Genomic DNA, 25,826 nt, shown 5'->3' on the forward strand with positions numbered 1-25,826 from the left:
ACCACCCAAACGTGGTTGGATGCTGGCGTTGATTTATTACAAGAAAAAGAAATCGGAGTGACAGCGTTATGAACAGCTTGCGCAGTGTGTCGATCAGCCGACGCTTGTGGCTCATTTTGATTGTGGCGGTGGTCATGTTGTTGACCTTGGGCGTGTTGATGCTCAAGCAGATCCACGATGACCTGTACCACGCCAAGGCGCAGAAAACCCAGCATGTGGTGCAGACCGCCAGTGGCCTGCTGAGTTACTACCACGACCTGGAAACCGCCGGCACCCTGACCCGCGACGCCGCGCAGAAACAGGCGTTGACCGCCATTCGTGGCCTACGCTACGACCAGAGCGATTACTTCTGGATCAACGACCTCACCCCGGTGATGGTCATGCACCCGACCAACCCCAAACTCGAAGGCCAGAACCTCTCGGCGATCCGCGACCCAGACGGTTTCGCGGTGTTCAACGAGATGGTCGCGATCGCCAAAAGCAAAGGCGCGGGCATGGTCGATTACCGCTGGCCCAAGCCCGGTGCCAGCGAACCGGTGGCGAAAACCTCCTATGTAAAATTGTTCGAGCCGTGGGGCTGGGTGCTCGGTTCGGGCGTTTACGTCGATGATGTGCAGAGCGAGTTCCGGGGGCAGTTAATCAAGGCTTCGGTGATTGGTTTGGTGATCGCCGTGATCATGGCCCTGCTGGTGATTTTGATTGCCCGCAGCATCGTCCGTCCGTTACAGGAAACCGTGAACGCCATGGCCAACATCGCCAGCGGCGAGAGCGACCTGACCCGTAGCCTCGACACCCACGGTCAGGACGAAGTCACGCAACTGGCGCATCACTTCAACGCCTTCACCGCCAAGTTGCGCCGAGTCATCGGTGACCTGCAGGTTTCGGCCAGTGCGCTGGGTCAGTCGTCCAGTGAACTGGGCAACGATGCGACTCAGGCCCAGCAGCGCAGCCAACAGCAATCGCAGCAGATGGAACTGGTCGCAACCGCAATCAACGAAGTGACCTACGGCGTGCAGGATGTGGCGAAGAACGCCGAACATGCTGCCGCTGAAATGCGCGATGCCGAAGCTCAGGCACAGCAGGGCCAGATCAACATCGACGGCAGTCTGCAACAGATCGACAAGTTGTCCGGAACCATTGACCAAGCGGTCGAAGTGATTCGCACCCTGGCGGACGAAAGTACGCAGATCGGCAGTGTGCTGGAGGTGATCCGCTCGATTGCCGAGCAAACCAACCTGCTGGCGCTCAACGCGGCCATCGAAGCGGCCCGCGCCGGGGAACAGGGCCGGGGCTTTGCGGTGGTGGCTGATGAAGTACGGTTGCTGGCGCAGCGCACGCAAAAGTCGACGGCGGAAATCCAGAGCATGATCGAACGCCTGCAGAATCATTCCGAAGCGGCCGTAAAGGTCATCGGTGACAGCAGTAAAGCCTCGCAGCTGACCATCGAACAGGCTGGCCTTGCCGGCGCCAGTCTCAACGCCATCGGCCAGGCACTGCGCAACCTCAACGGCCTGAACGCGTCGATTGCCAGCGCCACGTTGCAACAGGCGCATGTGGTCGAGGACATCAACCAGAACGTCACACAGGCCGCCGGCCTGTCTCACAGCACAGCGCTGGCGGCGGAGCAGTCAAGTGCGGCGAGCGTGAAGTTGGGGCAATTGAGTGAACAGCTGAACCAGCTTCTGCGCCAGTTCCGCGTCTGACCCCTCACCCTTGTGGGAGCGAGCCTGCTCGCGAAGGCTTAATGTCAGTCAACATCTGCGTTGCTGACATGCCGCTTTCGCGAGCAGGCTCGCTCCCACAGGGTTATTCGTCATTCAAGGTTTTTGGGTACAATTGCGCCCCTTCCTGCACTCCCCCAAGGAACCCCCATGTCCGGGCTTGAACTGTTTGCCGCCGCCCTCGGTGTGATCGCCGTCTGGCTGACGGTCAAACAGAATCCGTGGTGCTGGCCGATCGGCCTGGTCATGGTGTTGCTGTACAGCTGGATTTTCTATGACGTGAAGCTGTACTCGGACATGTTGCTGCAAGTGATTTACGCCGCGCTGCAAGTCTACGGCTGGTGGCAATGGACCCGCGCCGGGACGATGCAAGACGGCCGTGAAGTCACGCGTCTGGATCGGCGCTCGATCCTGCTCGGTCTGAGTATCGGGGCACTGGGCAGCCTGCTGCTCGGCGCGGCCATGGCGCACTGGACCGACGCGGCGCAGCCGTGGCTCGATGCCGCGCTGACGGCGTTCAGTCTGGTTGCGCAATTGTGGATGGCGCAGAAACGTCTGCAATGCTGGGCGCTGTGGTTCGTGCTGGATGTGATTTTCGTCGGCCTGTTTCTTTATAAGGGCTTGTACCTTACTGCCGCGCTGTATGCACTGTTCACCCTGATTGCTGTGCAAGGCTGGCGCGAATGGCGTGCCGATCCGGCGCTGCAGCGATGAAGGTGGTTGTCCTCACCGGCCCGGAATCCACCGGCAAGAGCTGGCTGGCCGCCGGCCTTCAGGCGCGCTTCGGCGGCCTGCGGGTGGACGAATACGTGCGCTGGTTCATCGAGCAGAATCCACGCGATACCTGCCTCAACGACATCCCCAACATCGCCCGTGGGCAGCTGCAATGGGAAGATCAGGCGCGGGCGCAGCAACCGCAATTGCTGATTCTCGATACCCATTTGCTGAGCAACATCCTCTGGAGCCAGACCCTGTTTGGCGACTGCCCGGCGTGGCTGGAACCCGAGCTGCTGGCCCGGCATTACGACCTGCATCTGCTGTTGTCGCCGGAGCAGATCGACTGGACCGACGACGGCCAACGCTGCCAGCCGCAACTCAGCGAACGCATGGCGTTCTTTCAGGCCACCCGCGACTGGCTGGAACAACAACGGCAACCGCTGCAGATCATTCAGGGCGATTGGGATGAGCGGCGGTCTCAGGCTTTCGAAGCAGTGGCGCGTTTAATGGCTGATTGACTTGGCAAACAGCTCCTTTCGGAGCCCAAGTGTCCATTCCTGAAACACCCGACTCCGCGCAAAGCAGCCGTTTAAATGGCCTTCATCATTCTGAAAGGGCAACTGTTACGCCAGTGAAACAGTCCCGGGCAAACCCTTGTTCCAGAGCTTTGCACCGCCCCTGCCCCCGCCGCTGTCGACATGACTGTTTCAGCGCTGAAACAGGTTATGTATCACCGTTGCGTGCCTCAGCGCCAACCCGTTGAAAACAATAGACAACTCAAAAGCGGCACAGCTTTCGCTCTCTCCTTCCCAACGCTGACAAGAGCCAGCCCACTGAAGAAGGAATTGCCGCCGTGGGGAATATCAATAAAGGCCTGACCTGCCTTCTGCTGATTGGATCAGCCGCCAGCACATTCATCAGTTTCAACGTTCAGGCCGAAGGCAATGGCGTGATCGTTCTCAACCGCGACGTCCAGCCCATTCCTATCGGGCGCAGCGGTGGCAAAGACCCCTACCCAACCACGGTCAATGCCAACCCTTCGGCTCGCATCAATCAGGCGATGACCAGCACCGAGCTCAATGACGGTGAATTTGCCAGTGTAGCCAGTGGCGCTTCGATTCGCGGCAATATCACCACGCCCACCGCCAACATGCCTGGCATGAACACCCTGACCAATCCCAACGGCCTGCCCGGCATGGGCGGCGGTCACGGCGGTGGCGCGGGCGGCTCGATTTCCAACACCGTCAACCGTGCGATGAGTTCCGGTCTTGCTCCGCTGACCCGCATGGCCGGAGGTCAATGAGATGAATCGCTCCCTTCTTTTACTTGCCCTTTTCGGCTGCGTCCAGGCGCTGGCCGCCCCCGACTCGGTCAATAACGCGAACATTCAGGACACCGGCGTCCAGTACCGCGGCAACTACAACGTCAACCAGGCTGCTGGCGACCAGATGCAACAAACCAATACCAAAGCCATCGCCATTGGTACCTCGGCCAGTGCTACCACCAACGTCCGGCAGCACATCGATACACCGGCCAACCCTTCAACGAACGCCAGCGCCACCATTGGCGGCAACTCTTTCAGTAATGGCAACGGAATCCTGGGCGTGAACCAGGGCGCCGGGGCCAACAACCAGATGGCCAACGTGACGCGCGTCAGCATCAGTGCTGCCCCGCAAAGCGTTGACGACAGCGCCCTGTCGCAACAGAACGTGGCGCTTTTACCGAGCTCAGGAGCAACTGGCACCTCACCCGGCAGTCGCCAGGTCACGACAAGTGATCAGGCCTTCACCGGCAGCCGAGGGGTGATTCAGGTGAACCAGAGTGCCGGGGTGGGGAACCGTATGGCTAACACCCTGAGCATCCGGGTCGCTGACTGACCCAAACAACAAAAGCAGTGCAATTAGAAAGTACCAACACTTAACCAACTAATAAGCACGATGGAGAAACACCATGAAACCTACAATGGCTCTCAAACCACTGGTTTTCGCACTTGCAGCAGTAATGGCAATGGCGGCTCAGGCAGGCGGCAATGATCATGGTAACGGGCACGGCAATGGCCATGGCAACCATGAACCCAAAGGCCCTACCCTGGAACAACTTCTGCAAATCGGAGCCGGCGCCGGGGCTGCCGTACTCGACACGCAGAACAGCGATGGCAACCTGGTGGGCAACCAAGGCACCAAAAACGATGCCAACGTCAATAACTCGGCCAATGGCACCAACGGCAACGTCGGCATGAACAACACCGCCGGCGATGGCAACCAGCAAGACAACGCTGCTGCACTGGCGACTGCCGACGAAAGCTTTATCTTCGGCAGCGCGGTATCTGTCTCCAGCGCCACTCAGGTCAACAACAACAACGCGGTTGCCAACTACTCGACAACCAACAACGCCAACCTCAACAACGTGGGTAACGGCGGCTCCGGCAACATTGGCGTGAACAACAGTGCCGGCAACTTCAACCAACAGAAAAACAACCTGGCTATTGCTGTATCGGGTGGTCGTGTAGCTAACGCTGCTGCTGCTGCGAACCAAAGCTCCACTGGCCTGACTGTGTCCAATAACGGCACTCAAACCTACAAAAAAGATACCCTCACCGGCACCGTGGCCGCCGTCGGCGCGTTCGCTGCCGTTGGCAAGGCTACCATCGAAGGTGATAAAGGCCACGGCGGTGGCGGCTATGGCGACAACGATCGCGGCCATGGCGGTAACGGCGGCAGCAAAGATCAGAAAGCCACCTTCGAAGCTGTCGGTGTCTTCGGCCTGGCTGGCGTCACCACTCAACAAGTGCTGACCCCTGATGGCTGGAAAAACCCTGTGACCAACAACGCGAACATCTCGAACGTTGGTAACAACTTCTCCGGTAACGCTGGTTACAACAACGCCGCCGGTGTTGGCAACCAACAAAGCAACTCGCTGTCCATCGCTGCAGGTTGCAAAGCCTGCATGTAATCGCGATCGAAACGAAAGCCCCGGAAACGGGGCTTTTCCTCAGTCCGCAAAGGCGTATCGATCATGCGTAAGACTGCCTTTATCGCCCTGCTTTGCCTGTCCGGCCTGACCCAGGCTGCCCAGATGCCCGTCGCTGCCCTGCCCGGCGGCGTACTCGTCTACAAGAACGTGCAAAGCATTCGTGAACGCAAGTTTGCCGACATCGTCGAACAAAAAACCGATTTCAGCTGCGGCGCCGCCGCGCTGGCCACGGTACTGCGCCAGGCTTATTGGCTCGACGTCGATGAAGAGCACATCATCAAAGGCATGCTGGTCAACGCTGACCAGGACCTTGTGCGTACTCAAGGTTTCTCCATGCTGGACATGAAACGCTACATAGAAAGCATCGGCATGCGCGCCAGGGGCTACAAGATTCCACCGGAAAAACTCGACGACGTAACAATCCCGGTGGTGGTACTGATGGAAATTCGCGGCTACAAGCATTTCGTGGTGCTGCAGCGTTCGGACAAGGATTGGGTTTATATCGGAGATCCCGTCTTAGGCCATAAACGCTACGCCCATGATGACTTTGTCAAAGGTTGGAACGGCATCGTCTTCGCCATCGTCGGCCCCGGTTATGACAAAACCAATGCATTGCGCATGCCGCCGACCCCGCTGACCGCGAAGAACAAGCTGGATAACTTCAACCCTGTCAGAGATGCCGAATTGATGGACTTCGGGTTCATACAGAGCGACTTCTTTTAATCGCCGATTATAAAGAATGGGGCTGGATGTCCCGGGAGCAGCAGATGAAAACCTCATACTGGCTGGCCGCCGCCTGCCTGGCAGCGAGCGCGTCAGGCTATGCCAATGCAGGATTCAAACCCATCGAAGTTCAGGATCAGGAGCTGTCCCAGCTTCGTGGTCGTTACGTCATGCCGGGGCGGATCATCAGCTTCGGCATTGTCATGAGCAGTACCTGGCGCAACGCCAGCGGTGATCTGATCGGCGCTGCGACGTCGATGCAAATCCAGACCGCCACGATCAAACCGGAATTCTATGTCTCGACCATCAAGGAACAGGGCAACGGCAGCACCCCGACTCCGGGCACTGGCAATGTCATTGGTGGCGCGGTACTCAACAGCAGCCAGGGCGTGACCCAAAGCGTACGCGCCGCCGGCGACGGCAACACCGCCAGCAACAACGTGGCCATCAATGTAAAAGAAGCCAATACCCCTCCTCCGCTGGCACCCGCACAAGGCCAGGCGCTGATGGCCGGGCAGACCATCGGGGCCAGCAATGCCGCCGGCAGTGTCGCCGTTTCGGCCACCAACAGTGGTGTGCAAATGGCCATTCAGGCCTCGGGCAATCAAGGCACCGCCCTGCAACAAGTGGCCCAGGGTGGCCTGCTGCAGAACACCCGCCTGCTCGGCAGCGCCAACGTGGTCAACAACATGACCCAACTCAATGTTGTGCTTAACAATAACGGCATCAGCCCCGGCGCACTGGACTGCAACCTGACTCAACTCAGGGCACTACGCAATATCGGATATTGAACTACGCTGAGTCTCGATCATTGGGCTTAAAGGGACGGCTTATTCATGTATCGATCAGTATCACTGCGTGCCGCTGTATGTCTGAGTACTCTTCTACCCGCGGCGATGCTGCAAGCAGCACCCGACGCAGATGTGGAGACCCTGAAACAGGAACTTCTGGAGCTGAAGCAACGATACGAAGTACAACAAAAGGCCCTGGCGGTGCTCGAACAACGGGTCCGTCAGGTCGAGGACCAACCTGCAGCCCCGCAACCCAAACGCCTGGCCAAGTCGCCGTCTGACATGAAAGGCAATCCAAAAGTCGCTACCAGTACCGGAGCGCCTGGTACCGGTGCCGCAGCAGCGTCGGGGGGCGCGGCCGGGGGGAGTGGCGCTTCTTACGGCCAGTCGCTGGCCGACGATTCGCAACCGGCCCAGAGTGTGTCCAACCTCTACGACGAGGCCAGCGGCTTCTTCGGCGGCGGCAAATTCAGCTTTGAAACAGGTGTGACTTACTCGCGTTACGACACCCGGCAACTGATCCTCAACGGCTTCCTCGCGCTGGACTCGATCTTTCTGGGCAACATCAACCTCGACCGGATCAAGGCCGACACCTGGACGCTGGACCTGACCGGGCGCTACAACTTTGACAATCGTTGGCAGTTCGACGTGAACGTGCCGGTGGTTTACCGCGAATCGACCTACCAGTCCGGTGGCGGCAACGGTGGTGCGTCCAACGTCACGACGGAACAGGATGTTTCGCGTGATCCAACCCTCGGCGACGTCAACTTCGGTATTGCCTACAAGTTCCTCGACGAGTCGGTCAACACCCCGGACGCCGTGGTCACCCTGCGGGTCAAGGCGCCAACCGGCAAGGATCCGTTCGGCATCAAACTGCGCCAGACCGACGCCAACTCCAACCTGTTCGTGCCTGACACGCTGCCAACCGGTAACGGTGTCTGGTCGATCACACCCGGGGTTTCGCTGGTCAAGACGTTCGACCCGGCAGTGCTGTTCGGCAGCTTGTCCTACACCCACAACCTGGAGGAGTCGTTCGACGACATCAGTTCGACCGTCAACCAGAAAAACCCGGGCAAGGTAAAGATTGGCGACAGCTTCCAGATCGGCGCCGGTATTGCGTTCGCTCTGAACGAAAAGATGAGTATGTCGTTCTCGGTGTCTGACCTGGTACAACGCAAGAGCAAGCTGAAACAGGATGGCGGTGATTGGCAATCGGTGGTGTCCAGTGACGCCAACGCCGGTTATTTCAACGTCGGCATGACCATTGCCGCCACGGATAACCTGACCATCGTGCCCAACCTGTCGATCGGCATGACCGACGATGCCCCGGACTTCTCCTTCAGCCTGAAATTCCCGTACTACTTCTAAAGCACAAGATCGCAGCCTGCGGCAGTTCCTACAGAGGTAATCCCTGTAGGAGCTGCCGCAGGCTGCGATCTTTTCAGCTTTGGTCTCTAGCGAATCTGATGCTTATGCAGCAGGCGATAAAACGTCGGACGCGACACGCCCAGCACTTTCGCCGCCACACTCAGGTTGTCGCTGTGACGGTTCAATACATCGCACAGCGCCTGGCGTTCAGCGCGCGTCTTGTAGTCTTCCAGCGTACCCATCGGCGTCGAAATCGTGTGCTGGCTGAGCAATCCCAGATCCCGGGCTTCGATCTGTCGGCCTTCTGCCAACACCAGACCCCGTCGCACGCGGTTGGCCAGTTCCCGCACATTGCCCGGCCAGTCGTGCTTGCCCATGGCGATCAACGCATCCTCACTGAAGCTGCGCGGGCGGCGGCCGGTTTCGTGGCTATAGAAGTGCGAGAAATGGTTGGCCAGCATCGACAGATCACCGTGGCGCTCGCGCAATGGCGCAGTTATCACTTGCAGCACATTGAGGCGGTAATACAGGTCTTCGCGAAAACGCTTTTTCTCGATCGCCGCCTCGAGGTCGACGTGGGTGGCCGCCAGCACGCGAACATCCACCGGGATCGGCTGGCTGCCACCCACGCGCTCGATGTGTTTCTCCTGCAGAAAACGCAGCAGATTGGCCTGCAATTCCAGCGGCAGATCGCCGATTTCATCGAGAAACAGCGTGCCACCGTTAGCGGCCTCGATGCGCCCGACCTTGCGCTGATGGGCACCGGTGAACGCACCTTTCTCGTGGCCAAACAGTTCGGACTGAATCAAATGTTCGGGAATCGCCCCGCAATTGATCGCCACGAATGGCTTGCTGTGGCGTTGGGACTGGCGGTGCAGCGTGCGTGCCACCAGTTCTTTACCGGTGCCGCTTTCACCGCGGATCAGCACCGGGGATTCGGTCGGCGCCAGTTTGCTCAATAACTTGCGCAGCTCACGGATCGGCTTGCTGTCGCCGAGTAACTCGTGTTCAGGCTGGTCGACGTGAATCGTGCCTTGCCCGCGCAAACGCGCCATGCCGAATGCTCGCCCTAAGGTCACCTGGACCCGTGAGACATCGAACGGCAAGGTGTGGAAATCAAAAAACCATTCGCAGACGAAGTCACCGACGTTCTGTAATCGCAGGACTTCCTGATTCAACACCGCGATCCACTCGGTGCCGCTGCGGCTGATCAGTTCCTTGACCGCTTCGGGACGTTCAAGGTGAAAAGGTTGCAGTCGCAGCAGCCCGACATCGCATGTCCGATCGGCGGCATTTTCCAGGCTACAACTGTCGACATCCCAACCCACCGAGCGCAAACCAGGTAATAACCGGTGACAGTCGTCGCACGGGTCGACCACCAATAAACGTCGTAACGCAGGCGCTTCGATCATGACTGTTCCTTGGCGCCAAATTTAAGGAAATTATTGTAAAAACAGTCATTTGGCAGACCCGACTGTAACATTAGCAAGAAATTGACAGGGCCTTGTATCGATTGCTTATAGATGTACAAGCTAACGAGTTATAAGAAGCAAGTTTATTAGTCAGCTATCGAGTTGCTATCTTTCACCAGGCTTTCAAAAACGTTCGGAATGTTGAGCCTGAGCAATTAAGTTGAAATTTCTCTGTTTCGTGTGTGACCTGCCACGGGGTTGCGTGCATCAGTACAAGTAACCAGCCGAACGGTAAGCCCAACCGACGGCACATCACTTGATTGGGCACGACAGAGAGAAGACCCCAATGACCGCCCCGCTCCGTATCAACGAAGCTCTTTTGATTGCCAACCACGCGTTCAAACCCTTTCAGTGTGTGGCCTGGGCCCCACAAGACGGCAATGGCGAACTGAACCTGACCGTCATTGATCGTACCAACTCGCACATCGGTCGCCAGCAGATTCCAAGTAGCGCCTACTCCGATCCGGCGCAACTGGAACTGCTGTTGCAGCAGGCCCGCGCCGAATTGAGCAAAGAAGGTTACCTGCTGCAATCGTGGTCGATGCCACATTGATCGGAGGCTGATGCGGATGACTTTCACGTCATCCGCTCTGTTCTTTGTCAGTTATCCGCTGCTGTTTATCTTCAATACTTCTGTACAACTTTCTTCAACCTGCCAGGCGCCACTGCTTGGCAGGCTTTCGTTTGGTTCAAAAAGACACTGTTATGGCACAGTGCGACCCTCCACCTGTTAGTTCTGTCAGTTGAACTTGCGTGTATTCAGGGATTGAATGTTCCGCTCATGCAGTTACCGCCCATTCGGGCCTGGTCAACTTGCAAGGAGAGGCATGCATGTCACCCGAGAACGCCTTTGCGCGCCCGGCACTACTCAACAGTTCCGGGCAACTCGACAAACAATTTGCCAACACTGGCGTTGCCCAAGTGTATTTCGCCGGCAGTGTTTCCAGCATGACTCAGGGTGTCGCACTGGATCGACAGGGGCGCGTGCTGGTCGCCGCCAAGGTCGGCACTGCTCAAGGCAGTCGTTTCGGTCTGGCACGCCTACTCGCGGACGGTTCGGCCGACCTCGCTTTCGGCCAGCATGGCAGCGTGATTGGCGAGTTCGAACGCGGTTTTGAGGCCACCGGGGGCAAGGTCCAGGTATTGCCCGACGGACGAATCCTGCTGGCCGGGCTGCATTATCAAAACGCCCATCGCACCCTGCCCGCCCTTGCCCTGTTCAGTACCGAGGGCATCCCCGACCCGAGCTTTGGTGAAAAGGGATGCAAAGTAGTGCGCCTGCCCGGCGACCTGTCCATCGGTTCCCGCGATTGCTGGCTGCCTCCCGGCGTACCGGGTGCTGAAGCCTGTGACATCGCCGTGCAGGACGACGGGCATATTCTGCTGATCGCCAATCATCACTTCGAACTCGCCGACCATGCCGGAATGCTGATCCGCCTGACGCCAGACGGGACGCTCGATGCAAACTTCAATGGGCGCGGTTTCGTGATGATTCGACATTTGCTGCTCAACACGTGGCTCAGCAGCCTCGTATTGCAGAAGGACGGGCGGATCCTTGTCGCCGGCTCAATTGATTTTCCCCAGGAGGGGCTGGTGGCGCGCTACCTGCCTGACGGGCGTCTTGATGAGCGCTTCGCGGTGGATGGCTTCCTGGCTTTCAAAGCCAACGGCAAAAGCGCGATGGTCTGTCAGGTCATCGAGTCAAAGGAACATCTGCACTGTTTTGGCAGCAGTCGCGATCCGATCCGCTGCCTGGCGCTGAGCCTGCACCCTAACGGCCGCCCGGACTGGCGCAACGACACTGGTCACCCGCATCTGCTGGAAATCGGCCCCAGTGGTTGCCAGTGGAGCGCCGCGCAACGCATGGCGGATGGTCGGATCATGGCGGTGGGTGCAACGATCGGCGGCGTCGAGGCCGACTTCATCGTTGCTCGCTATAAAGCTGATGGCCATCTCGACCGGAGCTTCGGCAACGGCCACGGCTGGTTGCGCACGCGCCTGGGCCGCAGCCTGGATACCGCCAATTCTCTCGCGATCCAGCCAGACCGGAAAATTCTTGTCGGCGGCTACTCGCTCGACGGCAACTACCGCGCCATGGTCGCGCGTTATCTGAATCAATAACTTTGAGGACTTGAACTTGCCAGACACATGCGGCAACTTGCGCGCTTCTTAATACAAGGAGCAACCGATGTCCGGTTCACTGGCCCAGGCGTTCGCGCATAATTTCCTCGGGCATTCGCCCCGCTGGTACAAGGCGTGCATCGTCGGGTTCCTGATCCTTAACGCCGTGGTGCTGTTCACTGTCGGCCCGGTCGCCGCCGGCTGGTTGTTGGTGATCGAGTTCATTTTCACTCTGGCCATGGCGCTCAAGTGCTATCCGCTGATGCCCGGCGGCTTGTTGCTGATCGAAGCCCTGCTGCTGAAGATGACCTCACCACAGGCCCTGTACGATGAACTGGTGCACAACTTCCCGGTGATCCTGCTGCTGATGTTCATGGTCGCGGGCATCTACTTCATGAAGGATCTGCTGCTGTTTCTGTTCTCACGGTTGCTGCTGGGCGTGCGCTCCAAGGCGCTGCTGGCGCTGATGTTCTGCTTTCTCTCAGCTTTTTTGTCGGCGTTTCTCGATGCCTTGACCGTAACCGCGGTGATCATCAGCGCGGCGGTCGGCTTCTATTCGGTCTACCACCGCGTGGCCTCGGGCAATGATCCGCGTCAGGACAGCGAATTCAGCGACGACCGCCATCTGCCGGCCCTGCACCATGAAGACCTGGAGCAATTTCGCGCATTCCTGCGCAGCTTGCTGATGCACGGCGCGGTCGGCACCGCACTCGGCGGGGTCTGCACCCTGGTGGGTGAGCCGCAGAATCTGCTGATCGGTCATGAAATGGGCTGGCACTTCGCAGAGTTCTTCCAGAAAGTCGCGCCGGTTTCGTTGCCGGTGCTGGCGGCGGGTCTGGTGACCTGCGTGCTGCTGGAAAAACTGCGCTGGTTTGGCTACGGCACCCTGCTGCCGGACAACGTCCGCGCCGTGCTGGCCAATTACGCCGCCGAAGACAACGCCGAACGCACCCCGCGTCAGCGTGCCGCCCTGCTGGTGCAAGGCGCTGCCGCATTGATCCTGATTGGCTGCCTGGCGTTTCACGTCGCGGAGGTCGGGCTGATCGGCCTGATGGTGATCGTGCTGATCACCGCGTTCACCGGCATCACCGACGAGCATCGTCTGGGTAGCGCGTTCAAGGACGCCATGCCGTTCACCGCACTGCTGGTGGTGTTCTTTGCCGTGGTCGCGGTGATTCACGATCAGCAACTGTTCGCCCCGTTGATCCAGTGGGTGCTGGCGCTGCCGGCGGAACAACAGCCGGGCATGCTGTTCATCGCCAATGGCCTGCTCTCGGCGATCAGCGATAACGTATTCGTCGCCACGATCTACATCACCGAAGTGAAACAGGCTTTCCTGTCCGGGCACATGAGCCGCGAGCATTTCGAGACCCTGGCGATCGCGATCAACACTGGCACCAACCTGCCAAGCGTGGCGACGCCGAACGGTCAGGCGGCATTCCTGTTCCTGCTGACCTCGGCGATTGCACCGCTGGTGCGCCTGTCGTACGGGCGGATGGTGTGGATGGCGCTGCCGTACACCGTAGTGATGGGCCTGCTGGGCTGGTACGCCGTCAGCTACTGGCTGTAATTACGCCGAATAAACTGTAGGAGTGAGCCTGCTCGCGATAGCGGTGTGTCAGCCCAAGAAATGGTGACTGATACATTGCAATCGCGAACAGGCTCACTCCTACATTTGTTTTTGGGGTGAGTTCAGCGACCGAGGATGTACTTCTCGATCGCCTGCGCCACGCCGTCGTCGGTGTTTGGCGCGGTGACCACGTCAGCCTGGCGCTTCACCGCCTCTTCCGCCTGCCCCATGGCAATCGACAATCCCGCGCAATGGAACATCGCCGGGTCGTTGCCGCCATCGCCAATCGCGGCGGTCTGCGCCAGCGGGATATCGAGGTGCGCGGCAATGGTTGCCAGTGCGGTGCCCTTGTTGGCCTCCAGCGCCGTCACGTCCAGGTACACCGGTTGCGAACGCGAAACCTGAGCCATGCCGCTGACCTTGGCTAACAGGCGCGCCTCAAGCTCGATCAGCAGATCGGTGTTGTTACTGGTGGCGACGATCTTGTCGATGCGCTCCAGGTACGGCTCGAAACTCTCGACCACCACCGGCGGATAACCGAGGCCGTGCTGCTCGCGCGGCACCATCGGCCCGTGCGGATCCTTGAGCAACCAGTCGCCACCGCTGAACACCCAGATCTCCACATCCGGCTGGTCAGCGAACAACGCCAGAGCAATCAGCGCGGTCGGCACCGGCAGGTAATGCGCCACCAACAGACTGCCATCCGGATTGACGATGGTGCCGCCATTGAAGGCGGCGGTCGGCAGATCGACACCCAAGGCTTCGATCTGCTGCAGCATGGCTTTGGGTGGGCGCCCGGTGGCCAGGCTGAACAACACGCCGGCCTCACGCAGCGAACGAACGGCATCAATGGTGCGCTGGCTCAGGCTGTGGTCGGGCAGCAGCAGCGTGCCGTCCATGTCACTCAATAAAAAGCGGATCGACTCACTCATCCCAGACCATGCCAGACGCGACCGTCGCGAGTCAGCAGATCATTGGCGGCTTGCGGGCCGTCTTCCCCGGCAGCGTAAGTCTGCACACTCGCATCCTGTTGCCAGGCATCGAGGAAGGGCTGCACCGCGCGCCAGCCGTTCTCAATGTTGTCGGCGCGCTGGAACAGCGTCTGGTCGCCGGTCAGGCAGTCGTAGATCAGCGTTTCGTAGCCGGTGGACGGCTGCATCTCGAAGAAATCCTTGTAGGCAAAACCCAGCTCGATGTTGGCCATGTTCAACGCCGGCCCCGGCCGTTTGGCCAGCAGGTCGAACCACATGCCTTCGTTAGGCTGGATCTGAATACGCAGATAGGTCGGCTGCAACTCGTCGACCTCGGTATCCCGGAACTGCGCGTACGGCGCCGGTTTGAAGCAGATGACGATCTCGGTGTCGCGCACGCTCATGCGCTTGCCGGTACGCAGGTAGAACGGCACGCCGACCCAGCGCCAGTTGTCGATCATGACTTTCAGCGCGACGTAGGTTTCGGTGTTGCTGTCAGGCGCCACGTTGGCTTCCTGGCGATAGCCATTCAACGCTTTGCCATCGACCTCGCCGGCGCGGTACTGACCGCGTACCGAGTTGGCTCGCGCCTCCTCAACGCTCCATGGACGGATCGCGCCGACCACTTTGGCCTTCTCGCCGCGCACGGCGTCAGCGCCGAACGCGGCCGGTGGTTCCATGGCGACCATTGCCAGCAGCTGGAACAGGTGATTGGGCACCATGTCACGCAGCGCACCGGTGTGCTCGTAAAAACTGCCACGGGTTTCGACGCCGACGGTTTCTGCCGCGGTGATTTGCACGTGGTCGATGTAATGGTTGTTCCAGAAGGCCTCGAACAGGCTGTTGGAGAACCGGCTGACCAGAATGTTCTGCACGGTTTCCTTGCCCAGGTAATGGTCGATCCGATAGATCTGTTTTTCGGACATGACCTTGAGCAGACAGGCGTTCAACGCTTCGGCAGTTTGCAGATCGGAGCCGAACGGCTTCTCGATCACCACCCTTCTGAATGCTTCCAGGGTTTCCTCCAACAACTTGGCGTCGCCGAGACGGCGTACCACTTCACTGAAGAAACGTGGCGCTGTGGCCAGGTAGAACACCGCATTGCCAGTGCCGCTGTCGGCAATTTTTGCCGCCAGCGCGGAATAAGTGCTGTCGTCCAGGAAGTCGCCCTGGACGTAGCTGATGCCTTTGGCGAGCTTGGCCCACAAGGCCGGATCAAGCATCTGATCGCCCTTGCCGACTTTCGCCGCCACTTCGGTACGGATGAAGTCTTCGAGTTTTTGCGCGAAGGCTTCATCGGTAATGGCGTTGTGATCAACGCCGACGATCCGCAGATTTTCGTCCAGCAAGCCGTCGCGACTGAGGTTGTACAGCGCCGGCATCAGCAAGCGCTTGACCAGGTCGCCGTGGGCACCGAACAAAAACAGCGTGGTCGGTGGTGCGGGTTCTGCCTTGGATTTTCTGCGGATCGTATGGGTCATTTCTTCGGTGTCTCCACGTGGCCGCCGAAGCCGAAGCGCTGGGCCGAGAGAATCTTGTCGCCAAAAGTGCCCTGACCGCGCGAGCGGTAGCGCGAGAACAGCGAGTTGGACAGCACCGGAACCGGCACCGCCTGCTCCATGGCCGCTTCGATGGTCCATTGACCTTCGCCGCTGTCAGCCACCGAACCGGAGAACCCGTCGAGTTTCGGGTCGCTGGCCAGTGCGTCGGCGGTCAGGTCGAGCAGCCAGGACGAGACCACGCTGCCACGGCGCCAGACTTCGGCGATGTCGGCCACGTTCAGGTCGAAACGCTGATCTTCCGGCAGACGCTCGCTGGACTTGGTCTTGAGGATGTCGAAGCCTTCGGCGAACGCGGCCATCATGCCGTACTCGATGCCGTTGTGAATCATCTTCACGAAGTGCCCGGCACCGGCAGGACCGGCGTGAATGTAGCCGTGCTCGGCGCGGTGATCCTCGGACTTGCGATCCTTGGTGCGCGGAATGTTGCCCATGCCCGGCGCCAGCGCAGCGAACAGCGGGTCAAGGCGCTGCACGGTCTCGGCGTCGCCGCCGATCATCATGCAGTAACCGCGCTCCAGGCCCCAGACGCCGCCGGAGGTACCGACGTCGATGTAGTGCAGGCCCTTCTCGGCCAGGGTTTTCGCCCGGCGAATGTCATCCTTATAGTTGGTGTTGCCGCCGTCGATGATGGTGTCACCGGCTTCCAGCAAGTCGCTCAGAGTGTTGATGGTGTCTTCGGTCGGCGCGCCGGCCGGCAGCATGACCCATACGGCACGTGGCTTGGCCAGGCCTGCCACCAGAGCGGGCAGGTCGGCAACGCCGGTGGAGCCCTCGGCGACCAGGTTATCGATGAAAGCGGTATTGCGGTCGTAAACAACGGTGGTGTGACCGTTGAGCATCAGACGTCGCGCAATATTGCCGCCCATGCGGCCCAGTCCAATAATCCCGAGTTGCATGTGCTGATGCTCCTTACTACAAATAAATGTGTGTCATTGGTTATAGCCCAACGCGACTGATGGAGGTTAGTCCAGAGCGTTGCGATGAAGTTTCCGGGCATTGTGCCCGATCCAGACTGATAACGCCCCGAATCCTGCCGAAGACACACCGACCATGAAAAATAAAAAAGTTCCATTCACGGGCAAAAGAAATCAAAATTGGCGCCGATAGCAAGTCAGTAGCCCCGACGCGGGGACGATTTGCAGTTGAGACACGCCATTTGCGAGGTGAGCAATGGGCACAGTACACACAGCAATGCCGCCACAAACCCTGTACGTCACGATCCGTCGCGATGAATTGCGCCAGTTGAAAGACGAGCGCGACCAGTTGAAGCAGGAGCTGGCGCAGCTGCGCTCGCTGACCCAGGGCGCTCAGCCCAAACCTCTGCCGGTGGTCCAGCGCCATCCGCACGCCTGACCTGCCCCGCCGGCTTCGGGAACGGCGCCTGTCGTTCCCGACATGATGCTCCCCTGCCCCTGATCAGCAACTAACGAAGTTTTCACACTGCCTTGGTGATACTCCGGCCCATTCTGGCCGTGCGTTTGCGCGCGGCTTCCGTTCGTCGGTTTGATGTAGCGCTCCGACGGTGGTTAGTGACGATGAGCTGGAGTGCTGAATGGCATTGTTCAAACGCAGCAAAACGACTGCGACAGGTTTCGACTGGGCCGGGGTTCTCTGGCTGTTCGCTTTCTTCTGGTATTTCTCGGGCATCACCCAACTGTTGATTCAACTGACCGGCACCTCCGGTTTCAGCGGTTTCCGTCAGGCCTTCGTGATGAGCGCGCTGTGGCTCGCCCCGATGCTGGCGTTTCCCAAACGCACCAAACTGCTGGCCGCGCTGATCGGTATCGTCCTGTGGGCCTGCTCAATGGCCAGCCTGGGTTATTTCTTCATCTATCAGCAGGAGTTCTCGCAAAGCGTCATCTTCATCATGTTCGAGTCGAACATCTCTGAAGCCGGCGAATACATGACCCAGTACTTCGCCTGGTGGATGATCCCGGCATTCCTCGCCCATACCGCTTTCGCCTACTTCCTGTGGACCCGCCTGCGCCCGGTGTACATGCCCCGAGGCCGCGCGTTCGTGGCCGCGATCGTGATCGTCTTCGCCGTAGTCGGCTACCCGCTGATCAAACAGACCCAACGTACCGGCAGTTTCGCCGGCGGTTTCGAGAAGTTCGAAGACCGTATCGAGCCAGCCGTGCCTTGGCAGATGGCGGTGGCTTACCACCGTTACCTCGACACCCTGGCCGGCATGCAAGACATGCTGCACAGCGCGAGCAAGGTGCCGCCGCTGCATAACCTCAAGGTGACCGATGCCGATAAACCGTCGACCCTGGTGCTGGTGATCGGCGAGTCGACCAACCGTCAGCGCATGAGCCTGTACGGTTATGGACGCAAGACCACCCCGGAACTGGACAAGCTCAAGGATCAGCTCGCGGTATTCGACAACGTCATCACCCCGCGCCCTTACACCATTGAAGCGCTGCAGCAGGTGCTGACCTTCGCCGACGAAGAGAACCCTGATCTGTACCTGTCCACGCCGTCGCTGGTCAGCATGATGAAACAGGCCGGTTACAAGACCTTCTGGATCACCAACCAGCAGACCATGACCAAGCGCAACACTATGCTCACGACCTTCTCCGAGCAGGCCGACGAGCAGGTGTACCTGAACAACAACCGCAACCAGAACGCCGCGCAGTACGACGGTGACGTGATCGAGCCGTTCAACAAAGCGCTGACCGACCCGGCGCAGCGTAAGCTGATCGTCGTGCACTTGCTCGGCACTCACATGAGCTACCAGTACCGTTATCCGCCGACCTTCGACAAGTTCCAGGACCGTACCGGCGTGCCGGCCGGTGTGCGCGACGATCAGGTGCCGACCTACAACAGCTACGACAACGCTGTGCTGTACAACGATTTCGTGGTGTCGAGCCTGATCAAGGACTACGCCAAGTCAGATCCGAACGGCTTCCTGCTGTACCTCTCCGACCACGGTGAAGACGTGTTCGACTCCTCCGGCCACAACACCCTCGGCCGTAACGAGAACAAACCGACCGCGCCGATGTACACCATTCCATTCATGGCCTGGGCGTCGCCGAAATGGCGCGAGAACCACGACTGGAACTTCGCCGCCGACCTCGGCCGGCCGTACAGCAGCTCGCATCTGATCCACACCTGGGCGGACATGGCCGGTTTGAGTTTCGATGAACTGGACCGCAGCAAGAGTCTGGTCAGCGACAGCTTCAAGCCGCGTCCGCTGATGATCGGCAACCCGTACGAACGCGAGCAGCGCGCCTTGATCGACTTCAGCCTGATGAAGCCGAAAAAGGTCGACCCTGCCGCAGCGAATGTCGTGCAGCAGTAACCGCTCGGAAGGCATCGGTTTCGAGAGATCGCAACCGGTGTAACGCATAAAGAAAAAGCTCCGTATCGCAAGATACGGAGCTTTTTTCGTTTTGGGCGGTCAGGAAGCCCGCTTTATGGGGCTCTACTGTACCGCCTGAGGGAAATCGGAGCAGCCAGCATGCTCGGCCCTGAAAGAGCAGCCAGCGCGCTCAGAGGGCGCCAGTAAATTGCACCACCAGGATCAAGGATTGTTCCAGCACAAAAACAAACGCCCCGAACAAGTCGGGGCGTTTGTGGGGGCATTCGCTTCGGGTGCTTTCACACCCTTCGCGATGCAGGTCCGGCGCTATCAGTAAGCCTTGCCGGTCTTGTAGAAGTTCTCGAAGCAGAAGTTGGTCGCTTCGATGTAGCCTTCAGCGCCACCGCAGTCAAAACGCTTGCCCTTGAACTTGTAGGCCATGACGCAGCCGTTCTGGGCCTGCTTCATCAGGGCGTCGGTGATCTGGATTTCACCGCCCTTGCCTGGCTCGGTCTGTTCGATCAGGTCGAAGATGTCCGGGGTCAGGATGTAACGACCAATGATCGCCAGGTTCGACGGCGCGTCTTCCGGCTTTGGCTTCTCGACCATGCTGTGTACGCGGTAGATGTCGTCGCGGATCATCTCGCCGGCGATCACGCCGTACTTGCTGGTTTCCTGCGGATCGACTTCCTGAATGGCGATGATCGAGCAGCGGAACTGCTTGTACAGCTTGACCATCTGGGTCAGTACGCCGTCGCCTTCGAGGTTGACGCACAAGTCGTCCGCCAACACCACGGCGAACGGCTCGTCACCGATCAGCGGGCGACCGGTGAGGATCGCGTGACCCAGACCTTTCATTTCGGTCTGACGGGTGTAGGAGAACGAGCACTCGTCCAGCAGCTTGCGGATGCCGACCAGGTATTTCTCCTTGTCGGTGCCTTTGATCTGGTTTTCCAGCTCATAGCTGATGTCGAAGTGGTCTTCCAGAGCGCGCTTGCCACGACCGGTCACGATCGAGATTTCAGTCAGGCCAGCGTCCAGAGCTTCTTCAACGCCGTACTGGATCAGTGGCTTGTTTACCACCGGCAGCATTTCTTTGGGCATGGCTTTAGTCGCTGGCAGGAAGCGAGTACCGTAACCGGCTGCTGGGAACAAGCATTTCTTGATCATATAAGTCCTTGAAAGGGCTGTGTGTACGAGTTTCGGCGCAGTCTAATCAGGCGGCGTGCACCTTACAATGCCCCGCACTGGCTAACCGATGCCAACATAGAGAAATATTCTCGCCGATAGTTCCGTTGGCGACTTCGACCCGCGAAAACAGAGTAGCTCAAACACGCAAATGCGCTGCATCACCATACGCTCATCATCCCCCAATGTGAGGATTTGTCGGTATCATGGCGCCTTTGAACCAGCGAACGAGACAGATAGATGGCCGCGGTAAAAATCATCAACGGGTATGTGATCGACAAGAAAGACGGCAAGTGGAACCTGACCACGACCAATGGCGAACACATCGCCGGTCCTTTCGACAGCGAGCAGCTGGCGACTGATGTAGCGTCGGTATTCACCGACACCCCTGCGTCGTCCAAACGCCGTGGCAAAGATCAGGACTGATCGGTTGCGACACGCGCCGAGCCCTGCCCTTGTGCAGGGCTTTTTTGTGGCCGCTCACAGCATGATGAAAACAAGTGGCCAATCGCTATAACCTTTTCATGCTGGCGCTGTCAGAGCGTTTAGCCCCTCCCTCGCTGAAGACGACACACTTATGAACATGAACAGAATGCTGCCGCTGATCGCGGTATTGGCCCTCGGTGGCTGTGCCACCTCGGAAACCACCTACCTGAACAACGGCGAACAGGGTTTGAGCATCGACTGCTCCGGGGAAGCCAACTCCTGGGCCACCTGCTACGAGAAGGCTGACGCCTCCTGCGCGGGCACCGGCTATCGCATCGTCGGTACCGACGGCACGCCGGCGCCCAAGGAAAGCGACAAGACCCTGGGGGTCGACGTCGGCAACTACAAGAACCGCAGTGTGGTGGTGGTCTGCAAATAGACCCTACATGTGGATCTCGGCGAACTTGATCCCGAGCCCGCGCACGATCTCGATCAGGTCGTCGAGCCGGGCGAAGGATTCGACCTCGTCGTTATCGTCCACCAGAAAATAGCTGCGACCGGCGCTCTTCTTGAAAAACACGATCCACTCGCCCGAGTTCGCCGGATTTTGAATAACATGCGTGGCAGAGATAAGGCCCTCTGCATGCCGTTCCCGTACTTGCTCTCGCTTCATGCGCGACTCCAGAAATGAAAATGCCGTCACAGCAGGACTGTGACGGCATCGGTGCTGATGGACGCTATTCTATCAGCCGGAAATACAGGCATTGGCGGCGTTTTGCACGTCACGGGGACGAACCGGCACATTGGACATCCGCTCATGCAGCTTGATGCTGCTGCCGCCGGAACGGTCTTCGATATCAAACACCGCAGCCGCGCCGGTGGAAAATTTCCCGGGAACAATCACTCGCACGCCATCCTTGTGCGGCTGCATCTGCAGCGCGCCTCGGCTGTTGGCAAGCTTGTCGGCCAGGCACTGAGCATACTCATGGGGTTTCTTGCCGGAAATCACGCTCATGGTGGGCAAGGTTTCGTTGATTTCGGAAACACTCGCGCAACCACCCACGACCAACATCAACGGCAGACACACCACACCCCACTTCATACAAATACCTCCCATAAAGACCCTCGGACAGCAGTAATGCCATTTTTCTCCGAGGCTTACTCCATTAAACCCGCATGGAATCGCGAATAACTGTTTTTAATTGTCAAAGCAGCGCTCGACGGCGGGATAATAACCCGTTCGGGCTGATAAACTGCGCCAATCGCACATGCTATCGTTTTGATTTAGTAGAAAAAGCCCTTCTGGAGGCGCCCATGAAATTCATTCACCAGCGCGAGCACCTCAACGAAGACGACATCGTCGTCATCCAATGCTCGCAAACCTGCAACATCCGCTTGATGAACGACGCCAACTTCCGCGCGTTCAAGAACGGCGGCCGCCACACCTACCACGGCGGCGCTTTCGACACGTTTCCTGCACGCATCACCGCGCCGAGCACCGGTTTCTGGAACATCACCATCGACACCGTCAACCGTCGCGCCATCAGCGTCACGCGCAAGCCGACCCTGACCCACTCGATCAAGATCATCCGCCGCTCCAGCTCCAAACTGAGCTGAGTCGCCCCTGACACAAAGGTAAGCACGACCGTGGCCCAAACGACCAAATACGTCATCAAATACAAGCTCAACGGTGAACGCCGTTTCGAGTTCGCGCAACTGGAAAACGGCACCGTCGAAGAGGCCAAGGCCGCACTGGACGCCATCCATGGCACCACCGAAGACGTGATCAGCGACATCGCCGTGAGCAAAGCCCTGTAACGCAACACTCGGGATTCGACCGCAAGCGGCGGAGTGTTCTGCCGCCGGGATTTGCCCAGACTGACAGCCTCGACCAAAGGGTTCAGGAGTCAGCATGTCAATGTCCCCGTCTCGGCTGGATGCGCTCGATTGGGCAAGCCTCGAACAGCATCTGGATCAATATGGCTATGCCATCGTCCGCTCGTTGCTGTCGGCGCAAACCTGTGAACGCTTGAGCGCCCTGTATTCGCAGACCGAACCGTTTCGTTCGCAGGTCATCATGGCCCGCCACGGTTTCGGTCGCGGGGAATACAAGTACTTCAGCTATCCCCTGCCGACAGCCATCGAACGTCTGCGCACTGCGTTTTACCCGCGCCTGGTGCCACTGGCCAACCGCTGGTACGAACGCATGAATGTGCCTGTACGCTTTCCCGCAACCCATTCCGAGTTTGTGCAGCGCTGTCAGGCTGCCGGCCAACTGCGGCCGACACCCTTGCTGTTGCAATACGGCCCGCAGGACTACAACTGCCTGCATCAGGATCTGTACGGAGAACTGGTTTTCCCACTGCAAGTGGCGATTCTTCTGTCGCAGCCCGGAGAGGATTTTACCGGTGGTGAGTTCGTTCTGACCGAGCAGCGTCCACGCATGCAGTCGCGCCCGCACGTTGTGGCTCTGCACAAGGGTGACGCGGCTATATTCGCGGTCAACCAGCGCCCGGTCAGCGGCACACGCGGCGATTATCGAGTGACCATGCGTCACGGCGTCAGTCGCCTGCACAGCGGAAATCGGCATACTCTGGGCATCATCTTCCACGACGCATCATGAACGCCATGCACCCGACCACCTTCGACCTGTTCGCCGACCACGAACCCGAGCAACAACCCCGCGCCGAGCAGATCGGCGAACAATCGTGGGTGTTGCGCGGCTTCGCCCTGCCGGTGATCGATCAACTGTTGCCAGCGCTGGAAGCCATTCTCGCCGTAGCACCGTTGCGCCACATGATGACCCCGGGCGGTTTCAGCATGTCGGTGGGCACCAGCAGTTGCGGAACCCTGGGCTGGATCACCGACCGTAGCGGTTATCGCTACAGCACCGTCGACCCGCTGAGTGGCCAGCCTTGGCCGGCGATGCCAGAAGTGTTGTCAGAACTGGCGCGCAAAGCAGCACAGCGCGCTGGATTTGCCGACTTTCATCCAGACTCCTGCCTGATCAACCAATATGTCCCCGGCGCGAAAATGTCTTTGCATCAGGACAAAGACGAAAATGCCTACGCGGCGCCGATCGTTTCGCTGTCATTGGGGTTGCCGGCGATGTTCCTGTTCGGTGGTTTTGCCCGTAGCGACAAAAGCCAGCGCATTCCTCTGCTGCATGGCGATATGGTGGTCTGGGGCGGGGTTGATCGCTTGCGCTTTCACGGCGTGCTGCCGATCAAACCCGGGCGGCATCCGCAGTTGGGCGAACGCCGGATCAACCTGACCTTGCGTGTCGCCGGGTGAACTGAAAAGTTTGACCGCAAGGCCCGGAGTGTTACCAACATCGCCGCTGGTTAACCTGAGTCAAACAGGTCAACGGACTACTCGCCATGAAAAAGCTTTCGCCCCTCATCAACGTTGAAACCGATCCACGCTGGGCCGCCGTCGTTGCACGGGACCCGCGGGCCGACGGGCAGTTTGTCTATGCGGTGAAAACTACCGGCATCTATTGCCGCCCCAGCAGCCTTTCACGTTTGCCCAAGCCGCAGAACGTCGAGTTCTTCGAAAGTGCTCAAGCTGCCGAGGCGGCGGGTTACCGCCCAAGCAAGCGCACCAGCAAGGATCAGACTGAAGTCGCCAGCCAGCACGCCGCGACCGTGGCGATGGCCTGTCGGCAGATCGAGTCGAGTGAAACAGTGCCCGCACTCAATGAACTCGCCGAAACCGCCGGCCTCAGCCCTTTCCATTTTCATCGGGTGTTCAAGGCCGCAACCGGCCTGACACCAAAGGGTTACGCGGCGGCGCATCGTTCGCGCCGGGTGCGTGAACGGCTCGCGGATGGCGGCACGGTGACCGATGCGCTGTACGACGCGGGTTTCAATTCCAACAGCCGCTTTTATGAGTCAGCCGACAAGGTACTGGGCATGAAGCCCGGCGACTACCGCGCGGCTGGACGCAACAACGACATTCATTTTGCCGTTGGCCAATGTTCGCTCGGGGCGATTCTGGTGGCGCAGAGTGAGCGCGGCGTGTGCGCGATTCTGTTGGGCGACGATCCGCATCAACTGGTGTGCGATCTGCAGGATCAGTTCCGCAACGCAAACCTGATTGGCGCCGATGCCAGCTTCGAGCAGTTGATTGCCAAGGTGGTGGGTTTCATCGAAGCGCCAGCGCTAGGCCTCGACTTGCCACTGGATGTGCGTGGCACAGCGTTTCAGGAACGGGTGTGGCAGGCGTTGCGGGAGATTCCAGTGGGTTGCACCGCCAGTTACGCGGAGATCGCTCAGCGAATTGGCGCGCCGACCTCCATGCGCGCCGTGGCGCAAGCCTGCGGCGCCAACCGTCTGGCCGTGGCAATCCCCTGCCATCGCGTGGTGCGCAGCGATGGCAATCTGTCGGGGTATCGCTGGGGCGTAGAGCGTAAGCGCCAGTTGCTGGAACGCGAAACCCAGTCTTAGCGCACGCCGATGTAGACCGACACGGACTCGGGGCCGGTGTAGGCCTCGAAGTCGGTAGCGTAACGGCGCTGAATCTGCGGATTGGCTGCAAAGAAGTCCCAGATCTTTCCCCAAATCGAGATGACCGCATCAGGCAACGGCCCCTGCGCTTCGAACACCAGATACTCGCCCGCTTCGATCCGCACGGACTCAAAGTCTTTGACTGAAGCATTCACGGCAACGCCAGCGGTAACGTCAAACGCACCCGAAGCATCCGACTCGTAAGCCGAATACACGCCATAAATCGGCGAATGGGCTGACTTGCCGGGAATGGATTCGGCCAACTCCTCGCCGAAAAACCGGCCCCACATCGGGCCGATTTTCGCGGTTTCGGGTTGGTGCTCTGCGGCGTTGGTGGTGCGAACCTGCAGGCCAGCAACGGTGAAGGCGTCGATTTGCTGTCGTTTCAAATCCATCGAAAGTGCGGCTCCCTGT

At 59.2% G+C, this 25,826-nt stretch carries 29 protein-coding genes and 1 pseudogene; 22 read left to right on the plus strand and 8 right to left on the minus strand.

The features are described 5' to 3' along the window. Positions 1–158: 158 nt before the first annotated feature. From V3W27_RS28110 to V3W27_RS04645, 10 genes and pseudogenes are all read left to right on the plus strand, one after another. A pseudogene (locus tag V3W27_RS28110) lies at positions 159–845 on the plus strand (cache domain-containing protein); the annotation flags it as partial. 123 nt (positions 846–968) lie between these two features. Next, positions 969–1,703, plus strand: coding sequence for a methyl-accepting chemotaxis protein (locus V3W27_RS28115; RefSeq protein WP_442962644.1), 735 nt, complete (start codon positions 969–971; stop codon positions 1,701–1,703). Between the two features lie 168 nt (positions 1,704–1,871). Continuing rightward, the gene (gene pnuC / locus V3W27_RS04610; protein WP_027612705.1) at positions 1,872–2,435 is read left to right on the plus strand and encodes a nicotinamide riboside transporter PnuC; all 564 of its coding nucleotides are present in this window, start codon (positions 1,872–1,874) and stop codon (positions 2,433–2,435) included. Then, positions 2,432–2,956, plus strand: coding sequence for an AAA family ATPase (locus V3W27_RS04615; RefSeq protein ID WP_098964141.1), 525 nt, complete (start codon positions 2,432–2,434; stop codon positions 2,954–2,956). Before pnuC ends, V3W27_RS04615 begins: the two co-directional genes overlap by 4 nt. 335 nt (positions 2,957–3,291) lie before the next feature. After that, a complete protein-coding gene (locus V3W27_RS04620; RefSeq protein ID WP_027612703.1) occupies positions 3,292–3,741 on the plus strand; it encodes a hypothetical protein in 450 nt (149 codons plus the stop codon). A 1-nt stretch (position 3,742) separates the two neighbouring features. Next, entirely contained in the window at positions 3,743–4,315 is a 573-nt protein-coding gene (locus tag V3W27_RS04625) for a hypothetical protein (RefSeq protein ID WP_027612702.1), read from the plus strand. 73 nt (positions 4,316–4,388) lie between these two features. Continuing rightward, positions 4,389–5,390: a hypothetical protein gene (locus V3W27_RS04630; RefSeq protein WP_007964628.1), complete on the plus strand. Its 1,002-nt coding sequence runs from the start codon at positions 4,389–4,391 to the stop codon at positions 5,388–5,390. A gap of 63 nt (positions 5,391–5,453) precedes the next feature. Continuing rightward, a complete protein-coding gene (locus V3W27_RS04635; protein ID WP_007964629.1) occupies positions 5,454–6,134 on the plus strand; it encodes a C39 family peptidase in 681 nt (226 codons plus the stop codon). Positions 6,135–6,178: 44 nt separating this feature from the next. Further along, the gene (locus tag V3W27_RS04640; protein WP_330206033.1) at positions 6,179–6,925 is read left to right on the plus strand and encodes a hypothetical protein; all 747 of its coding nucleotides are present in this window, start codon (positions 6,179–6,181) and stop codon (positions 6,923–6,925) included. Between the two features lie 45 nt (positions 6,926–6,970). After that, a complete protein-coding gene (locus V3W27_RS04645; RefSeq protein WP_096796550.1) occupies positions 6,971–8,293 on the plus strand; it encodes a transporter in 1,323 nt (440 codons plus the stop codon). 86 nt (positions 8,294–8,379) lie between these two features. Here V3W27_RS04645 and V3W27_RS04650 read toward each other — a convergent pair whose 3' ends face one another. Then, positions 8,380–9,705, minus strand: coding sequence for a sigma-54 dependent transcriptional regulator (locus tag V3W27_RS04650; protein WP_097087351.1), 1,326 nt, complete (start codon positions 9,703–9,705; stop codon positions 8,380–8,382). 346 nt (positions 9,706–10,051) lie between these two features. Here V3W27_RS04650 and V3W27_RS04655 point away from each other — a divergent pair, with 346 nt between their 5' ends. From V3W27_RS04655 to nhaB, 3 genes are all read left to right on the plus strand, one after another. Further along, positions 10,052–10,318, plus strand: coding sequence for a hypothetical protein (locus tag V3W27_RS04655; protein ID WP_003225374.1), 267 nt, complete (start codon positions 10,052–10,054; stop codon positions 10,316–10,318). Between the two features lie 278 nt (positions 10,319–10,596). Further along, positions 10,597–11,886 (plus strand): hypothetical protein, encoded by a 1,290-nt coding sequence (locus tag V3W27_RS04660; protein WP_330206034.1) that lies wholly within the window; start codon positions 10,597–10,599, stop codon positions 11,884–11,886. Between the two features lie 67 nt (positions 11,887–11,953). Then, positions 11,954–13,456, plus strand: coding sequence for a sodium/proton antiporter NhaB (gene nhaB / locus V3W27_RS04665; protein WP_096796548.1), 1,503 nt, complete (start codon positions 11,954–11,956; stop codon positions 13,454–13,456). Positions 13,457–13,578: 122 nt separating this feature from the next. Here the strand turns inward: nhaB and V3W27_RS04670 are convergent, their stop codons facing one another. From V3W27_RS04670 to gnd, 3 genes are read right to left on the minus strand one after another with little or no spacing between them, the layout of a single operon-like run. Then, entirely contained in the window at positions 13,579–14,388 is an 810-nt protein-coding gene (locus tag V3W27_RS04670) for an HAD family hydrolase (protein ID WP_096796547.1), read from the minus strand. Then, positions 14,385–15,908 (minus strand): glucose-6-phosphate dehydrogenase, encoded by a 1,524-nt coding sequence (gene zwf / locus V3W27_RS04675; protein WP_330206035.1) that lies wholly within the window; start codon positions 15,906–15,908, stop codon positions 14,385–14,387. Before zwf ends, V3W27_RS04670 begins: the two co-directional genes overlap by 4 nt. Beyond that, on the minus strand, positions 15,905–16,885 hold the full coding sequence (gnd, locus tag V3W27_RS04680; RefSeq protein WP_247267392.1) for a phosphogluconate dehydrogenase (NAD(+)-dependent, decarboxylating): 981 nt from the start codon (positions 16,883–16,885) through the stop codon (positions 15,905–15,907). The genes zwf and gnd overlap by 4 nt, the downstream gene beginning before the upstream one ends. Before the next feature lie 274 nt (positions 16,886–17,159). On the opposite strand from gnd, the gene V3W27_RS04685 reads away from it, so the two are divergent. Beyond that, on the plus strand, positions 17,160–17,342 hold the full coding sequence (locus V3W27_RS04685; RefSeq protein WP_007964649.1) for a DUF6026 family protein: 183 nt from the start codon (positions 17,160–17,162) through the stop codon (positions 17,340–17,342). A 199-nt stretch (positions 17,343–17,541) separates the two neighbouring features. Next, positions 17,542–19,290, plus strand: coding sequence for a phosphoethanolamine transferase CptA (locus V3W27_RS04690; RefSeq protein WP_330206036.1), 1,749 nt, complete (start codon positions 17,542–17,544; stop codon positions 19,288–19,290). A 330-nt stretch (positions 19,291–19,620) separates the two neighbouring features. On the opposite strand, the gene galU is transcribed toward V3W27_RS04690, so the two are convergent. Beyond that, the gene (gene galU, locus V3W27_RS04695; protein ID WP_007912230.1) at positions 19,621–20,460 is read right to left on the minus strand and encodes a UTP--glucose-1-phosphate uridylyltransferase GalU; all 840 of its coding nucleotides are present in this window, start codon (positions 20,458–20,460) and stop codon (positions 19,621–19,623) included. Positions 20,461–20,718: 258 nt separating this feature from the next. On the opposite strand from galU, the gene V3W27_RS04700 reads away from it, so the two are divergent. Both V3W27_RS04700 and V3W27_RS04705 read left to right on the plus strand, forming a co-directional pair. After that, positions 20,719–20,904, plus strand: a complete 186-nt coding sequence (locus V3W27_RS04700) for a hypothetical protein (RefSeq protein WP_007964653.1) — start codon at positions 20,719–20,721, stop codon at positions 20,902–20,904. A gap of 151 nt (positions 20,905–21,055) precedes the next feature. Then, positions 21,056–21,343, plus strand: coding sequence for a hypothetical protein (locus V3W27_RS04705; RefSeq protein WP_007964655.1), 288 nt, complete (start codon positions 21,056–21,058; stop codon positions 21,341–21,343). 3 nt (positions 21,344–21,346) lie between these two features. Here V3W27_RS04705 and V3W27_RS04710 read toward each other — a convergent pair whose 3' ends face one another. Next, a complete protein-coding gene (locus V3W27_RS04710; protein ID WP_027612691.1) occupies positions 21,347–21,577 on the minus strand; it encodes a hypothetical protein in 231 nt (76 codons plus the stop codon). 72 nt (positions 21,578–21,649) lie between these two features. Next, entirely contained in the window at positions 21,650–22,006 is a 357-nt protein-coding gene (locus V3W27_RS04715) for a hypothetical protein (protein WP_027612690.1), read from the minus strand. Between the two features lie 212 nt (positions 22,007–22,218). Here V3W27_RS04715 and V3W27_RS04720 point away from each other — a divergent pair, with 212 nt between their 5' ends. The 5 genes from V3W27_RS04720 to ada all read left to right on the plus strand — a co-directional run bounded on the left by V3W27_RS04720 (position 22,219) and on the right by ada (position 25,352). Further along, the gene (locus V3W27_RS04720) at positions 22,219–22,521 is read left to right on the plus strand and encodes a DUF1883 domain-containing protein (RefSeq protein ID WP_024164475.1); all 303 of its coding nucleotides are present in this window, start codon (positions 22,219–22,221) and stop codon (positions 22,519–22,521) included. 30 nt (positions 22,522–22,551) lie between these two features. After that, a complete protein-coding gene (locus V3W27_RS04725) occupies positions 22,552–22,722 on the plus strand; it encodes a hypothetical protein (protein WP_096796544.1) in 171 nt (56 codons plus the stop codon). Positions 22,723–22,816: 94 nt separating this feature from the next. Then, positions 22,817–23,527: a 2OG-Fe(II) oxygenase gene (locus V3W27_RS04730; protein WP_330206037.1), complete on the plus strand. Its 711-nt coding sequence runs from the start codon at positions 22,817–22,819 to the stop codon at positions 23,525–23,527. A gap of 5 nt (positions 23,528–23,532) precedes the next feature. After that, positions 23,533–24,198 carry a DNA oxidative demethylase AlkB gene (gene alkB, locus V3W27_RS04735; protein WP_330206259.1) on the plus strand — a complete coding sequence of 222 codons (666 nt, stop codon included), beginning with the start codon at positions 23,533–23,535 and terminating at the stop codon, positions 24,196–24,198. Positions 24,199–24,284: 86 nt separating this feature from the next. Beyond that, entirely contained in the window at positions 24,285–25,352 is a 1,068-nt protein-coding gene (ada, locus tag V3W27_RS04740; protein ID WP_330206038.1) for a bifunctional DNA-binding transcriptional regulator/O6-methylguanine-DNA methyltransferase Ada, read from the plus strand. Here ada and V3W27_RS04745 read toward each other — a convergent pair. Further along, positions 25,349–25,807, minus strand: coding sequence for a GyrI-like domain-containing protein (locus V3W27_RS04745; RefSeq protein WP_330206039.1), 459 nt, complete (start codon positions 25,805–25,807; stop codon positions 25,349–25,351). The genes ada and V3W27_RS04745 overlap by 4 nt on opposite strands. Positions 25,808–25,826: the final 19 nt, after the last annotated feature.

The organism is Pseudomonas sp. AM14(2022) (genome assembly GCF_036346455.1).
Classification (GTDB): Bacteria; Pseudomonadota; Gammaproteobacteria; order Pseudomonadales; family Pseudomonadaceae; genus Aquipseudomonas; species Aquipseudomonas putida_A.